The organism is Psychrobacter halodurans (genome assembly GCF_017498075.1).
GTDB classification, from domain to species: Bacteria; Pseudomonadota; Gammaproteobacteria; order Pseudomonadales; family Moraxellaceae; genus Psychrobacter; species Psychrobacter celer.
The window spans coordinates 92,166-107,134 of sequence record NZ_JAGBKN010000004.1; the positions used below are offsets into that span (position 1 = coordinate 92,166).

At 47.1% G+C, this 14,969-nt stretch carries 14 protein-coding genes; 9 read left to right on the forward strand and 5 right to left on the reverse strand.

The annotated features are described in order from the left end of the window. Positions 1–24 precede the first annotated feature (24 nt). Both fumC and J3491_RS03115 read left to right on the forward strand, forming a co-directional pair. Positions 25–1,428 carry a class II fumarate hydratase gene (gene fumC / locus J3491_RS03110; protein ID WP_207969175.1) on the forward strand — a complete coding sequence of 468 codons (1,404 nt, stop codon included), beginning with the start codon at positions 25–27 and terminating at the stop codon, positions 1,426–1,428. Between the two features lie 401 nt (positions 1,429–1,829). Continuing rightward, on the forward strand, positions 1,830–2,261 hold the full coding sequence (locus tag J3491_RS03115; RefSeq protein ID WP_207969176.1) for an ACP-like domain-containing protein: 432 nt from the start codon (positions 1,830–1,832) through the stop codon (positions 2,259–2,261). A gap of 83 nt (positions 2,262–2,344) precedes the next feature. Here J3491_RS03115 and J3491_RS03120 read toward each other — a convergent pair whose 3' ends face one another. The 4 genes from J3491_RS03120 to J3491_RS03135 all read right to left on the reverse strand — a co-directional run bounded on the left by J3491_RS03120 (position 2,345) and on the right by J3491_RS03135 (position 5,978). Continuing rightward, the gene (locus J3491_RS03120; RefSeq protein ID WP_207969177.1) at positions 2,345–3,157 is read right to left on the reverse strand and encodes a MipA/OmpV family protein; all 813 of its coding nucleotides are present in this window, start codon (positions 3,155–3,157) and stop codon (positions 2,345–2,347) included. A gap of 186 nt (positions 3,158–3,343) precedes the next feature. Beyond that, positions 3,344–4,225 (reverse strand): rhomboid family intramembrane serine protease, encoded by an 882-nt coding sequence (locus J3491_RS03125; RefSeq protein WP_207969178.1) that lies wholly within the window; start codon positions 4,223–4,225, stop codon positions 3,344–3,346. 154 nt (positions 4,226–4,379) lie between these two features. Next, positions 4,380–5,561, reverse strand: a complete 1,182-nt coding sequence (locus tag J3491_RS03130; protein WP_207969179.1) for an alpha-hydroxy acid oxidase — start codon at positions 5,559–5,561, stop codon at positions 4,380–4,382. A gap of 78 nt (positions 5,562–5,639) precedes the next feature. Further along, positions 5,640–5,978, reverse strand: a complete 339-nt coding sequence (locus tag J3491_RS03135) for a glutaredoxin family protein (protein ID WP_207969180.1) — start codon at positions 5,976–5,978, stop codon at positions 5,640–5,642. A 275-nt stretch (positions 5,979–6,253) separates the two neighbouring features. Between J3491_RS03135 and mtgA the strand changes: the two genes are divergently transcribed. From mtgA to J3491_RS03165, 6 genes are all read left to right on the forward strand, one after another. Then, positions 6,254–6,943: a monofunctional biosynthetic peptidoglycan transglycosylase gene (mtgA, locus tag J3491_RS03140; protein WP_207969181.1), complete on the forward strand. Its 690-nt coding sequence runs from the start codon at positions 6,254–6,256 to the stop codon at positions 6,941–6,943. 86 nt (positions 6,944–7,029) lie between these two features. After that, complete coding sequence (gene ppk1, locus J3491_RS03145; protein WP_243456075.1) at positions 7,030–9,189, forward strand: polyphosphate kinase 1; 2,160 nt, start codon at positions 7,030–7,032, stop codon at positions 9,187–9,189. A 260-nt stretch (positions 9,190–9,449) separates the two neighbouring features. Then, the gene (locus tag J3491_RS03150; protein ID WP_207969182.1) at positions 9,450–9,638 is read left to right on the forward strand and encodes a hypothetical protein; all 189 of its coding nucleotides are present in this window, start codon (positions 9,450–9,452) and stop codon (positions 9,636–9,638) included. A gap of 240 nt (positions 9,639–9,878) precedes the next feature. After that, positions 9,879–10,130 (forward strand): hypothetical protein, encoded by a 252-nt coding sequence (locus J3491_RS03155; RefSeq protein ID WP_075100567.1) that lies wholly within the window; start codon positions 9,879–9,881, stop codon positions 10,128–10,130. A gap of 112 nt (positions 10,131–10,242) precedes the next feature. Then, entirely contained in the window at positions 10,243–10,671 is a 429-nt protein-coding gene (locus J3491_RS03160; RefSeq protein ID WP_243456065.1) for a hypothetical protein, read from the forward strand. Between the two features lie 71 nt (positions 10,672–10,742). Beyond that, complete coding sequence (locus J3491_RS03165) at positions 10,743–10,973, forward strand: hypothetical protein (RefSeq protein WP_207969183.1); 231 nt, start codon at positions 10,743–10,745, stop codon at positions 10,971–10,973. On the opposite strand, the gene J3491_RS03170 is transcribed toward J3491_RS03165, so the two are convergent. Then, positions 10,974–11,675, reverse strand: coding sequence for a MiaE family protein (locus J3491_RS03170; protein WP_424108341.1), 702 nt, complete (start codon positions 11,673–11,675; stop codon positions 10,974–10,976). A 541-nt stretch (positions 11,676–12,216) separates the two neighbouring features. Here J3491_RS03170 and J3491_RS03175 point away from each other — a divergent pair. Next, positions 12,217–14,415: a malate synthase G gene (locus J3491_RS03175; RefSeq protein ID WP_207969185.1), complete on the forward strand. Its 2,199-nt coding sequence runs from the start codon at positions 12,217–12,219 to the stop codon at positions 14,413–14,415. Positions 14,416–14,969: the final 554 nt, after the last annotated feature.

Here is a 14,969-nt window from a genome sequence, read left to right on the forward strand (position 1 = left end):
TCAATAAAACCAAAGAGGGTAGTTATGTCGACACAGAATCAGGCAACACGACTTGAGAAAGACACAATGGGCAACGTGGAAGTCCCAGCCGACGCTTATTGGGGCGCGCAAACCCAGCGTAGCCGTGAAAACTTTAAAATCGGTGGCGAGACCTTGCCGCGTCCGATGATTGAAGCGATGGCACTGGTAAAAAAAGCCGCTGCTATCACCAACGCCAGCCTAGAGCGTATCGAAGGCGATAAGCGCGACCTTATCGTACAAGCGGCAGATGAAATCATCAATGGTGGCCTTACCGATCAGTTTCCATTAGTTGTATGGCAGACCGGTTCTGGTACGCAGTCAAACATGAACATGAACGAAGTGCTGGCCAACCGTGCCAACGAAATCGCAGGGAACGCGCGCGGCAGCTACACGCCGATTCACCCAAATGATCATGTCAACCACGCCCAGTCTACCAACGACAGCTTCCCAACCGCGATTCGTGTGGCCGCTGCTCGTCAGATCAACAGCTTGCTTATCCCAGCGGTAAAAGCACTACGCGATACGCTAGATGCCAAAGCCCGCGAGTTCGATAGCATCGTCAAAATCGGCCGTACGCACTTACAAGACGCCACGCCTTTGACCCTAGGCCAAGAGTTCAGCGGTTATGTCAGCCAGCTTGACCATGCATTGACTCGCATCGACAATGCGCTACAAGGTCTATATGAGTTGCCACTAGGCGGCACTGCAGTAGGTACGGGTCTAAACGCCCACCCTGATTATGCAGTAAAAGCAGCTGAGCAATTGGCGACATTGACAGGCTTACCCTTTGTCACTTCACCAAATAAATTTGAAGCACTAGCGGCGCGTGATGCCGAAGTCTTTGCTTCTGGCGCATTAAAGACCCTAGCAGGTAGCCTCAATAAAATCGCTAACGACGTACGCTGGCTTGCCTCAGGTCCTCGTTGTGGTCTTGGCGAGCTGACCATTCCAGAAAACGAGCCAGGCTCATCTATCATGCCAGGTAAAGTAAACCCAACGCAGTCAGAAGCGATGACCATGGTTGTGGCGCAAGTGATGGGTAACGACACGACTATCAGCATGGCGGGCGCGTCAGGTAACTTTGAGCTAAATGTGTATAAGCCTGTGATTGCCTTTAACCTATTGCAATCTATCAAGCTACTGGGCGATGCGTGCAACAGCTTTAACGATAACTGCGCCGTTGGTATTGAGCCTGTCAAAGAAAAAATCGATGACTTCTTGCACAACTCATTGATGCTGGTGACGGCACTAAACCGTCATGTCGGCTATGAAAACGCGGCAAAAATCGCCAAGACAGCTTATAAAGAAAACAAAACCTTGAAGCAAGTGGCGGTTGAGTTAGAGCTACTCACTGAAGCGCAGTTCGATGAGTGGGTAACCCCTGCGGATATGGTACATCCTTCTTAGTATCAATCCAAAGTATCAAACCAAAAACCTGAGTAGTTTGTCTTTTTCGCTATTCAGATTTTTAAATTTGATAGTCTAAGTAACAAAAGACCTTACCATCCTCTATAAACGGATGCGTAAGGTCTTTTTTTTTGTCTATGAGTGACAGTATCTACATCGCGCGCAACAAAGCCTTACCCGTAGTCAACAAGCGCACTCACAGTTATAACAACCCAAACAAAAATTTTTATTATAATGAGTACATAGGTATGGGCTCGTGAATTCGTAAATAATAGCTTCTAAAAACATTTTCTAAATCACGATAAAGCCAATAAGAGCGAACGATTAGACTAACCAAAAATAGTTCGCCGCTAACGTCTCCCTATCTATAACTATTTTAATCACTCAATTGAGGTACTATTATGAAAAAATTAACAGCCGCTTTGTCATCTGCTGGTATTATGATGGCGATGTTGGGCTCTGGCTCAGCAATGGCCTATTCAGACAATGTGATGGAGCCAAGTGAGAGCTATGATACGGCCATCAAACACAGACAAGTCAACTATAGCTGCCAAAACAACAAAAAAGTCAGTGTGACTTATGGTTTTAATAAAGAGTATCTACCGACCTTTGCAGAAGCTACTTTGAATGGCAAAACAAGATTTTTACCAATCAACTTAGGACGCTCTGACAATGTCGGTACTGTGTTTGGCGATGAGGATAACTTTAGTATCATGACTGGGCCTCTGCGTTTAAACAACTATCATAACTCTTCGGCCAATATCCAAAACGCTAAGAGCGAAATCCTTTATAAAGGCTGTAACGTCGACTCTATCAGAAAGATTAAAGGCTAGTTTTCAGCAGGCTGATAGACTTAGATAAAAAAGACCTTGTCACGTTATGTGGCAAGGTCTTTTTATTCAAAATCTAAGCTCAATTAAAATTTATACAGCAAGCCTAGTGTCGTGGTGGACTCGGTACGCGAGTTGACCATTGGGCTGTCTTTTTGCTCATTTGGCAGATAGCTTAAGCTTTGGTTGGCAAAGCCTGCCCAGCGCTCATTGAAGTCATAGTTGGCACTGATATTGATATAAGGGTTTAAGCTTGAATTGGATTTATAAGCAGCAATGCCGGTCTTGGCAGATTCTTCTTCACTAACGCCATAATAATACTCGTTGTAATCTGCATCATGATACTCAAACCCTGCACTCGGATAGACGGTGAGCTTACCTTGAGTGATACGCGCCAGATAAGTCAGCCGCGCTGTGTTGCCGCCGCTACGATCCAATACATCTGTTGCGATCTGCGCACGAAAACCCCCGACTGGCGTACGACGTAAATACGTCAAACCTGCCGCTGCCGAGGCCTTACGTTCATCTAGTCCTTGTAGCGCGCCGCGGGCATCATCAGGGTCAAACTCGCTACCAGACAGCTGCGCGTATGCCGAGAGCTGATTGGTACCATCATTGATGAGATAAGCACCAGCTTGAGCGCCGCGCGCATAGACTCTGTTGTTGTCATAAAACACGCCCGGCAGCACGCGTATATCAGTGCTGTCTTCCATATCATAGGCTGGATTGACGGCCATGACGTTGACGCCGACGCTAAGTACCGCGTCTGGATCGGTCGGTAAGTTGTTTTTAAAAATCGCGGCATGAGACATGCTGGCGACACCCAGTAAGGCAGTAGCTGCCAAAGCGTTAAAGGTCATACGTGTAGCGACATGGGGTAGCGCAGATACATTAGACATGGTTTTTTTCTCATCAGTGGTTGGACTAGTAAATGGTGAAACGATATCGTCAAAATTTGAGCAAATAAAGATAAGTAAGATAAGTAAAAAAGTGCTGGTGAATAAATTGCGTAAGCTGTTGGCACGTAGGCTGTTATCAACACTACTCATAGTGACGAATAGCCACAGCGTGCTACTCAATGAGCGCTATTCAATGGCGGCGAGCACTTGTAGTAGCTGCTGATGCAAGTCTTGCCACCAGTAGGCAAAGCCAACACTCATGACGAGCATCACAAGCCAAGGGAGCAGCTGCCATAGTATCGCAGGGTTTTTTGCCTTATTTGAGTCAGCATAGTGATGACTATTATGACTATTATTATGATAGTTATTATACCCTGTATACTGCTGATAAGTGGGATGGATATGCAAGCTTGCATCAAAAGGCGGGCGTATTTGTGTGGCCTTGGCACGCTGACGATAGGCAATGGCAAAGGCCAGCGCAATCACCAAACCTGTCACCGCGCCGCCGATATGACCAGCATTGTCGATACCGGGGACAGCAAAACCATAGACCAAATTGATACCCATAATAAATATCAAACTTTTGAGATTAAGCACAAGGCCGTTGACTGAGATTTTGAATAATGCAGCGATGAGTAACGCCGCCCCGATACCCATGATGCCACCTGAGGCACCTGCCGATATGCCAGGCTGCCCCGTGCCATCTAAAATCCCTTGCCAAGTGACATGGTTATTGAGTAAGTTGCCACCGATGGCCGCCAATAAAAACAACGCCAAAAACTTCGCGGAGCCAAACATCGGTTCGGCCACTTGACCGAAAAAATACATGGCAAACCCATTAAACAATAGATGCATCAAACCAATATGCAAAAACGCACTACTGAGCAGCCGCCATGGGTCGTCAGTCATGGTAAAGGGCAGCGCATTGGCGCCCCATTTGAGCAAATCCTCAGTCGAGGGGTTATTGGCATCGACGCCTGTCAGCACCTGCAGGAGAAACAGCCCAATAAAGCTGATTAACAGTAAGGTGGTCACAGGTGCTGTCTTTAACAGTTGTTGTATGGTCATAAGCGCCAGTTTTATTGATAAGTTATAAATAGAATAAATAAGCAGTAAAGATAATGATAAATAAAGCACAAAGACGATGCGCAGAGCAAGTCGTTTGCCAGCGTGCCCGTGTGTCAAACGGCGCTTGTATCAAAAACCAATCAGCCATTATGGATCAGCTCACTTTGAGGTTTTCGTACGTGCCTTTTACCAAGATGTCTTTTGTGACTGTGTTGATATCGGTATGCCCACAAAATGCCATACTAATATCGCACTCATTATAGATAAGCTCAAGCGCGCGGCGCACACCATCTTCGCCATAAGCGCCCAGCCCATACAGAAAAGCGCGGCCAATCATCGTGCCTTTTGCGCCCAAGGCGATGGCTTTTAGGACGTCTTGACCTGAGCGAATACCGCTATCGAGCCACACCTCGATGTCGCTGTTTTCGGCATGGACTGCCTGTACGATGTCAGAGAGGGCAGAGATAGAGGACAGCGCCCCGTCCAACTGACGACCGCCATGGTTAGAGACGACCAGCGCATCGGCACCGCTACGGGCGGCGAGTATCGCATCTTCAGGCTCCATGATGCCCTTTATAATCAGCTTACCGCCCCACATGTCTTTGATACGCGCGACATCATCCCAGCTCAGGCTTGGATCAAACTGCTCTGCCGTCCACGCTGAGAGCGAGGAGATGTCCTCGACGTTTTTGGCGTGGCCGACGATGTTGCCAAATGTCCGGCGGCGAGTGCCGAGCATGTTCATGCACCACTGCGGCTTGGTCATCAGGTTTAGGATATTGGTCAGTGTCGGTTTAGGCGGGGCAGAAAGTCCGTTTTTGATGTCTTTATGGCGCTGACCGAGTACTTGCAAGTCGGCGGTTAAGATAAGCGCAGAGCAATTGGCGGCTTTGGCACGGCGAATCAGATTGGCCATAAAGTCCTGATCGCGCATGACGTATAGCTGAAACCAAAACGGCGCGGCGGTGTTTGTCGCCACATCCTCGATAGAGCAAATACTCATGGTCGACAGCGAAAACGGCACGCCAAACTTTTCCGCGGCGCGCGCCGCATGAATCTCACCATCAGCCCACATCATGCCAGTAAAGCCTGTCGGCGCGATGGCGACTGGCATTTTGACCGGTTCGCCGATCATCTGTGTCGCCAGACTGCGATTGTCCATATCGACCAAGACACGCTGACGCAGCTTGATGCGGTCAAAGTCGGTTTCATTCTGGCGATAGGTGGTCTGGGTCCATGAGCCTGAGTCGACATAGTCATAAAACATGCGCGGTACTTTGCGCTCAGCGACGCGGCGCAAATCTTCAATCTCAGTCATCTTTTTTAATTCAGTCATCTCTTTTAACTCAGGCAATTTTTTAATGTTGGGTGTGAGGCGCTCATAGATGTCTTGTTATTATTATGGCAAGCTGTCCTATGATGGCGCAGACATAAATAACTGCTGCAAATCCAGCACCGAAAACGGATAATTTAAGCGTGCTGTCGGTGTGATTATCACAGGAATGGTAGTGGCAAATGTCATCATTAGCGGCTCATCGAAGTCGGCAATATCGACATACTGATAGGTCAGCCGCTGTACGGTTTGAAACTGCGCGATGACTTGTTCAGCGACATCACACAGATGGCAGCCTGTGGTACCAAGCAGCCACCAGTTATCGATATTTTCACTAGTGCCAAGACTAGGGTTGGCGGCTACTATGCGTGCCCGCAGCTCTGCTATATCCTGCTCTGCTATACTATTATCATAATCCATGTTTATACTCGTGCTCTATCGTCTATGTCTAGCGTCCTATGTCTGGCGCTTGTTTTTATGTGGGTGGCAACCGCTTCGTTTACTTGGATGGGTCGTAAAAAAGCTTATTGTAAAAAGCTTATATTGCATTGCGCTACTGACATGATAAAGAAGTGGGGTAAATAATGACAGCGATTATGAGATTAGGTAAGATGACCTGCTATTTGAGTTAACTGCTTGGGCTGTTTTTGGATAAGCGGCTACCTTTTATCTTTTCAATCACTTGGATATCGCGCATGGCAAGTTTTGGCACATTTATCAAACGAGTATTTTTGGCGTTCATGTTGTTGGTCGTGGTTTTTCATGTTTTGGTCGCAGGGCTATTATTGATTTGGAAAACCCAGCCCATTAACAACAGCATGTTTATGCTCACGCATCGCCTGACAGGCGGCACCGTAACGCAAAACTGGGCAGAGTACGACGCCATTGCCAAATCTGCCAAGCAAGCAGCGATCGTCAGTGAAGACGCAACCTTTAGCCAGCATAACGGCTTTGATTTAAAGGGTATCGAGGCTGCACGCAAAAAAAACGAAGAAACAGGCAAGATGTCGGCTGGCGGCTCGACCATCACGCAGCAGTTGGCCAAAAACCTGTTTTTGACCGCGCACCGCTCCTATATTCGTAAAGGCGAAGAGGCGATTATCACCGTGATGATAGAGACGTTGTGGGACAAACAGCGTATCTTGACTGCTTATCTTAACGTGGCTGAGTTTGGCGATGGTATCTACGGTATCGAGGCGGCTGCGCACCACTATTTTAATAAAACTGCGGCCAATCTCAACCGTGACGAGTCCGCGCTGCTCATCAGTATGCTGACCAATCCAAAATACTATGAAAACAACCAAGGCGATAGACGGCTACGTAACAAACAGCGTATCATCAAAAAACGCATGAAAAATGCAGTCTTACCACAATCAGCATCATGACGTATCGAGAAGGCAAAAGGAGTAGGGACGTGGCAGATACCAAAAGCAATGATAAGCAGCATCAGACTGACAATAGCGCCGCCGTGATGAGCATAAACGATGGGGCGCATGGGAAAAAAGAGGATGATCTCGCCCACATCGCATGGCAGCGATTTGAGGATGGCAGTTATTCGCCCAGCAGTTATATCAATCGCGACCTGTCTTTGTTGCAGTTTCATCTGCGGGTACTGGCGCAGGCTGCCAGTCCGCGCCATCCGCTGCTTGAGCGTTTGTTTTTTTTGATTATTTTTTCATCAAATATCGATGAGTTTTTTGAGATTCGCGTGGCCGGTATCATGCAAAAGCTCAATATCGGTGATGTGTCGACCAGCGCGCACGGTATGCGGCCCAGTGAGGTGCTCAATGATATCTCTGCTGTAGCGCATGAAGCCATCGCTGAGCAGTATCGCATTCTCAATGAAGACATCTTGCCTGCGCTGGCCAAAGAAGACATCCGTTATCTCAAGCGCGATGAGCTAAATAGCGAGCAGTCGGCATGGATGAAGCGCTATTTTACCGAACAAGTCTCGCCTGTGCTGACGCCGATTAGTATTGATCCTGCCCACCCGTTTCCGCGTTTGGTCAATAAAAGCCTCAACTTTATCGCTACCCTAGAGGGCAAAGATGCCTTTGGTCGTGATATCAATCTCGCCATCGTTCCCGCGCCGCGCAGTCTCCCACGCGTCATACGCTTACCTGATGAGCTGACTGGTGGCAAAGAGCATCACGTCATGCTATCGGCCATTATTCATGAGCATATTGGCGAGCTGTTTCCGGGAATGAATGTCACCGGCTGTCATCAGTTTCGACTGACGCGTAATGCGGACTTAGACCTAGCGGACGATGTCGAGGATATCGCCAAAGCGTTAGAGGGTGAGCTTGAAAACCGCCGCTTCGGTGATAAGGTGCGCCTAGAGGTCACCACCGACTGCCCGACACCCATCAGCGACTATCTGCTCAATGAGTTTGAGCTGCACGACAATCAGCTGTACCGTGTCAACGGGCCGGTCAACCTCACGCGTTTATTGTTCGACTTTAATATACCAGCGCTGCGCTATCAGCCCTTTACGCAAGCGATACCCAAAGCGTTTCGCCGCGAAGAAAAAAAGCTGGACAAAACCAGTAGCATGTTTGCTGCCATGCGCAAAAGCGATGTACTGGTGCATCACCCTTTTCATGCCTTCTCACCTGTCGTCAACTTATTATGGCAAGCCGCCAACGACCCAAAAGTTTTGGCAATCAAGCAAACGCTGTACCGCTCAGGCACCAATTCAGAAATCGTCAAAGCGCTGGCCGCTGCTGCTCGAAATGGCAAAGAAGTCACTGCCGTCATCGAGCTGCGCGCCCGTTTTGATGAAGCCTCAAACATCGCAGTCGCCAATTATCTGCAAGAAGCAGGGGCGGTGGTGGTGTATGGCATCGTCGGCTACAAGACCCATGCCAAACTGATGCTAATCATACGCCGCGAGGATGATCGCATTCGCCGCTATGTACACCTAGGGACAGGCAACTACCATGCCGCCAATGCTAAGGTCTATACCGACTACGGCTTGTTTACCGCCGATCCTGATATCTCAGAAGACGTGCACAAGATATTTCAGGAGCTAACGGGCATGGGCAAGCCTGCCAATCTCAAAAAACTACTGCATGCGCCCTTTACCTTGCATGATAAGTTGATGAGTTTTATCGATGATGAGATCGCTCACGCAAAGGCAGGCAAACGCGCTCATATCATGGTCAAGGTCAATGCTTTGACGGAGCGTCGCCTGATCGGCAAGCTCTATGACGCCTCTCAAGCAGGGGTAAAAATCGAGCTGATTTTGCGCTCAATGTGCTGTCTGCGTCCACAGGTCAAAGGTTTGTCGGAAAACATCACGGTACGCTCGGTGATTGGCCGGTTTTTAGAGCACACACGCATTTACTATTTTTATAATAACGGTGACGAGCGTCTGTATTGTGGTAGTGCCGACTGGATGGACCGTAATTTGTTTCACCGCGTCGAAGTGGCGTTTCCGATTGAAGATAAAAAACTGTTTCAGCAGATATATCAAGATGGCTTGATCAACTACTTACAAGACAATACCCAAGCGTGGACACTCAACGGCGACGGCGTCTGGCAGCAATTACAGCCCGCTGCTGGCACACCGCCACATGCCGCCCAAGAGCATTTATTAACGCTCATCAATGGGGTAGAGGCGTCGTCTTAACAGCCCTCTAATACTGACTCAAACCAAACGCTGGCGATGACTGGCGTTTGGTTTTTTTATGGATGCCAGTAGGTACCGTTATTTGCATGCTGCTGGTAGGAAGTTACAAACTGTCTTGTAACCTCACATTTATTCACACATTGATACCGCAGCACACTGGTGTCTGGTCGAGCCTTGTTTCTATAATAAAAATACACTCAATCATAAAGCATAGAACGTAAAAGCCAATGATAAAAGCATAGGAAAAAAGGGAAGCCTCTATGAGTAATCACGATACGACGTCTGATAATTCTGATACAAAATCAGACATCAAAAAAGCAGCCGAACAGGCAGACAGTCAAAAGATTCAGCAAAACCTCAAGGAAGACAAGAAAGTCGATGCGCCTGAACAGCTAAGCGAAGAAGAGCAAACCGCCTTCATCGAAGAGGATTTGCGTACCGATAAATAAGAGGATAACAAATAACAGGATAAATAGTTACTCCACTTAATAGGGCGTGTCCTCATTTTAAAAATGGTGATAAAAATGAGATAAGTCGCCGTCAAACAAGGAAGATAGCGCAGGTAATATCGAGATATTAATTAGCTATTTGACACCGTTTGGCCAGATTTAGCCATTTTTAGCCCATTTAGATGACTATCGATTGAATTGAGGACACGTCCACGCCAATACATACGTGAGGGATATAGCATGTCAGACAATACACGCCCAAATAATGAAGAAGCAGTACCGATCCACGACCCTGCCATCAAGCAGCCAGACAACCCAAAAGGCAGTTACGAAGGCCGAAAATACCAGCCAAATATAGATGGGCCGGAACAAGCCTCACAGGAGACAGACGAGGTCTATGTCGACCCGCGCAAAGAAGAAAACCTACCTGATGGCGGCAAAAACGTGGCCGATCTCAATGCTCATGATTTGAGCCAAAAAGGCAATGGATAGTTCGTTGTCCATATAGGTTAGGCCCATATAAGCTATTATGAAACATAAGGTCGAGTGTTGAGCATACCACTTTTTGGCCATGCTAAAGAAGTACTACGAACATCAAGTATTAATGAAAAACAATAACGATAAAAAAGACAAGGATAAGATGATGCAAACCAAAGATCCAGCATTAACCAAAACGCCCATAGATAATCATAAAGATACGCTTGGTCGCCACGATATGAGCAATAATGGCAAAAAACATGATATCGAAGATCATGAAATTAAAGAAAACACGACAGAGAATAAAGGGACAGATACTTTTGAAGAAGGCATCGTAGAGACAGAGCATGTCAATGGCGATGATAACCCTGCGCGCCAGCCAGATCGACGCGATCAAGAAGGCACTGCGTTTGATGATAACGTTAATGAAAGGACCGTCAGTAGCGAAGCCCCTGATAGCCATAAGATTAACAATAAAAATCGCTATGCCACTGTCGATAATGCCCAGACACGGGTGTTAAACCCTGATGAGAAAGATCATAAAAAAGACAGATAGTTTTTTTATGATCTAGGGCAAATCCTTCATTCACTTGATTTACTTTCATCTTTCTATCATAAGGAAATGCTATGAATAACCCCAATGATCACTCATTAAAACCAGCAGAGACAGCGCAGTCACCAAAACACCAGCAGCATGAACTAAAAGATGCTGATGACAATGACGGTATCGTGCCTGATGATGCGCTGCAAAAAGCCAATCCTGCGGCTGCAGAGCGTGTCACAGATGATCACGACCCGCACCACGTCGCCAAAGACCATAAACAGTATGATAGCCCGCTGATGGAAGACGATAAATAGTTAAGCGGGCGGGCCACTATGAAACCGTAGCTCAGTATCAGGACTGGTGATAAGCGCTGCTTCTACTTCTCTAAAAAATGCCACTCGCTCATCGATAGCCTCTGTCGATAGTGACTGTGCCAATGCCAAATAATCCTCAAAATGACGACTCTCTGATTTGAGCAAATAGCGATAGTATTTTGCCAATCGCTCATCATCAATCCTCTCAGCCAATGCCGCAAAGCGCTCACAAGAGCGCGCTTCGATAAACGCGCCGATGATCAGCACGTCGATCATTGCCGCAGGCTCATAAGTGCGCTTGTGTTTGAGCATGCCTTTGGCATAGCGCCCCGCACTTAAGTACCGCCATTCTTGACCGCGCTCATTCATGATACCCAGCACTTGCTCATAGTGCAGCATCTCCTCACGTATCAGCTGCGCCAATTTACGCTGCAAATCATAAGAAAACTCATAGCGAAACAATAGGTTCATCGCGGTGCCAGCGGCTTTCTTTTCGCAGTTGGCATGATCTTGAATGATCAAAGGTAGATCAGCGATAGCGGCGGCTACCCAGTCTGGCGTGGTACGTGCGCCCAAAAAACCATAAACCGCAGATAAATCTACTTTGTTCGGTGTGCGCAGCTGCGAGATATCTACACTGTCTTCTTCTGTACTGCTTTCTACTGTAGTGTCGTTGTTTATAGCATGGGAATTGGTTGGCATGGTTGGTTTACTCATAGTCTGTGTCATGGTCAAAAAATATTGAATAACATAAAAGGTTGTTTTAAAGGTTTAGGTTTACCGCCTGAGCTTATTAAATATTAACTATCGTTTTTATAATAAATTGACTATATAAAAGCTCAAAAAAACGATTACCACGATTTGAGGATAAACAGCCTAAGCGCCGATAGGCTGTAGGGTATCATTATTATACAACCCCAGTATTTACTTGGTGAATGGTGTTTTCTTGTTTATTTCTTTATTTGATAGTAGGATGATATTTTGTTTAGGCGGCATTTTGTTTTATGACTCAATAAAGGAGCGATCAAGGAGCGATGAGCGCCCGCTCGAGATGGCAAACATTATAACAACTGCCAGCGCGATATAAAGCAGATATCACTATCGACGAAAAGGCACAGCCATCACGCAGATCACCCGCTCATATCAAGGACGCGCCATTTTAGAGAAATGCACGTCATCTACTACCGCTATAGTGGTAGCAACTTCGTAGGTACACCCATCACAGATAGATAAGGATAACAGCATGAGCCAATCTTCTAACGCCAATCGGATTCAAAAAGGTATTCTTGCCATCGACCAGCAGTTGTATGACTTTATCGAAAACGAAGTGCTGCCAAAAGTCGGTGTGGACTCAGACAGTTATTGGTCAGGTTTTGAAGAAGTCATCAAAGCGTTTACGCCGCGCAACAAAGCGCTGCTTGCGACTCGTGACAGCATTCAAGCGCAAATCGATCAATGGCATCTAGACAATCCTGCCAAAGAAGGTGAGATTGATTTCCCAGCGTACAAGGCTTTTTTGCAAGAAATTGGCTATTTGTTACCAGAAGGCGATGACTTTACAGTAAGCACCCAAAACGTCGATGATGAGATTGCTCATATTGCAGGTCCACAGCTAGTCGTCCCCGTACGCAACGCGCGCTATGCGCTAAATGCCACCAACGCCCGTTGGGGCAGCTTGTATGATGCCTTATATGGCACCGATGTCATCAGCGATGAAAATGGTCAAGAAGCGGGCAGCAGCTATAATCCCACGCGCGGCGCGGCTGTTGTCGCTTATGCCAAAGCCTTTTTGGACGAGCATTTTGCGCTAGCCTCAGGCTCTTATACCGATGTCACAGGCTTTAAAATCGTCGATGGAAAGCTGGAAGTCAAGCTAGGCGACAGCAGCACTGAGCTAAAAGACGCCGAAAAATTCGTCGGTTATGTCGGCGAGGCAGATAGCCCCTCTGGTATTTTGCTCAAAAACAATGGCCTACACGCAGAGATTCAAATCGATGCCAGCCATCCAGTGGGTAAAGATGACCCAGCAAACATCAAAGACGTACTATTAGAGTCCGCCATTACCGCGATTCAAGACTGCGAAGACTCAATCGCTGCGGTCGATGCCGAAGAAAAAGTCGAAGTGTATCGCAACTGGCTGGGTTTGATGAATGGCGATTTGCAAGAGACGTTTGAAAAAGGTGGTAAAACCCGCACCCGTAAGCAAAACCCAGATCGTGAGTACACCACACCAGAGGGCGGCACACTGATCTTACCCGGTCGCTCATTGCTTTTGATTCGTAACGTTGGTCACTTGATGCAAAACCCAGCGATTTTGGTCGATTTGGGCAATGGTCAAGAGCAAATCTTTGAAGGCTTAATGGATGGATTGATCACGCCGCTATTGACGCTAAACGATCTAAAAGGCAAAAACGCGCTATCAAACTCACGTAAAGGCTCGATGTATATCGTCAAGCCAAAAATGCATGGCCCTGATGAAGTCAAAATGGCCAATGATTTGTTTAATGCGGTAGAGGATTTGCTCGGTCTAGAGCGCCATACGCTCAAGATAGGTATCATGGATGAAGAGCGCCGCATGACGGTAAACCTAAAAGAAGCCATCCGCCAAGCCAAAGAGCGCGTTATCTTTATTAATACCGGCTTTTTGGATCGTACAGGCGACGAGATGCATACCAGTATGAATGCAGGTGCCTTTGTACCCAAAGGCGAGATGAAGTCGCAGGCATGGCAGCCCGCCTATGAGCAGTGGAACGTCGATATCGGTCTAGAAACAGGCCTGCAGGGTGTGGCGCAGATTGGTAAAGGGATGTGGGCCAAGCCTGATGAGATGAAAGAGATGCTAGAGACCAAGGCGGCGCATCCAAAATCTGGTGCCAGTACCGCTTGGGTACCATCACCGACAGGCGCCACCTTGCATAGCATGCATTATCATCAAGTCAAGGTCGCCGAGGTACAAGACAGCCTAAAATCACGCGAGCGTGCTAGCCTAGACGATATCTTGACCATTCCATTGGCCAAAGACACCAACTGGACAGAGGAAGAGAAGCAGCAAGAGCTGGACAACAACGCGCAGGGTATCTTAGGGTACGTGGTACGCTGGGTAAACCAAGGCGTCGGTTGCTCAAAAGTGCCTGACATCAACGATGTGGGCCTGATGGAAGACCGTGCGACTTTGCGTATCTCAAGCCAGCATATCGCCAACTGGTTGCATCACGGTGTGGTCAGCGAGCAGCAAGTCATGGATACCATGAAGCGTATGGCGAAGATCGTCGATGAACAAAACGCCGGCGACAGTAGCTATCAGCCTATGGCAAACAACTTTGAGCAGTCTTATGCCTTTAAAGCCGCCTGTGACCTCGTCTTTAAAGGACGCGAGCAGCCAAGCGGCTACACTGAGCCACTATTGCACCAAGCACGCTTGGATCTAAAAGCCAACGTCTAAGCCAGTGTGCTTCGCTATACTATTGCATCGGCATAAAAGCTGTGTCGATGCATGTATATAGTGCTACATGGCTATATTGACCCGATGTCGATAGTGGGTCGATAGTAGATAGCGATAATGCTATTTTGCTTATAAGCGCTACTTATCAGTGAATAAGTAGCGCTTTATTTTTGTACGCAATACAGTGGGCATAATCGAATGGTTTGTCATAAAACTTACGATAAACCATTGGTATTTAAGGGCATTGTATAGCTATTTTTTTTCAACGCCTGAGCGCTATAAAAGATATGGAGTGCGCCAGATATCGCGTTAAAAGTACAAAAAAATATGTTGCAAATTATGTCAAAGTTGTTATGCTTGTACTCGAAGTATGAGTTTGGTAACGGATGTTACGCAGCAGAAGGATAAAGACCAACGTTTACATGGCAGTTACTTTTTTTGATGCTGGTTATGTAAGTCATGGTTTTTTCATCTTACTGTAATAAAACTTCGCCACACTTGTTTCTGACTAATCTCGGTAGCCAGTTACACATTATATCTTTGAGGATTTGTGA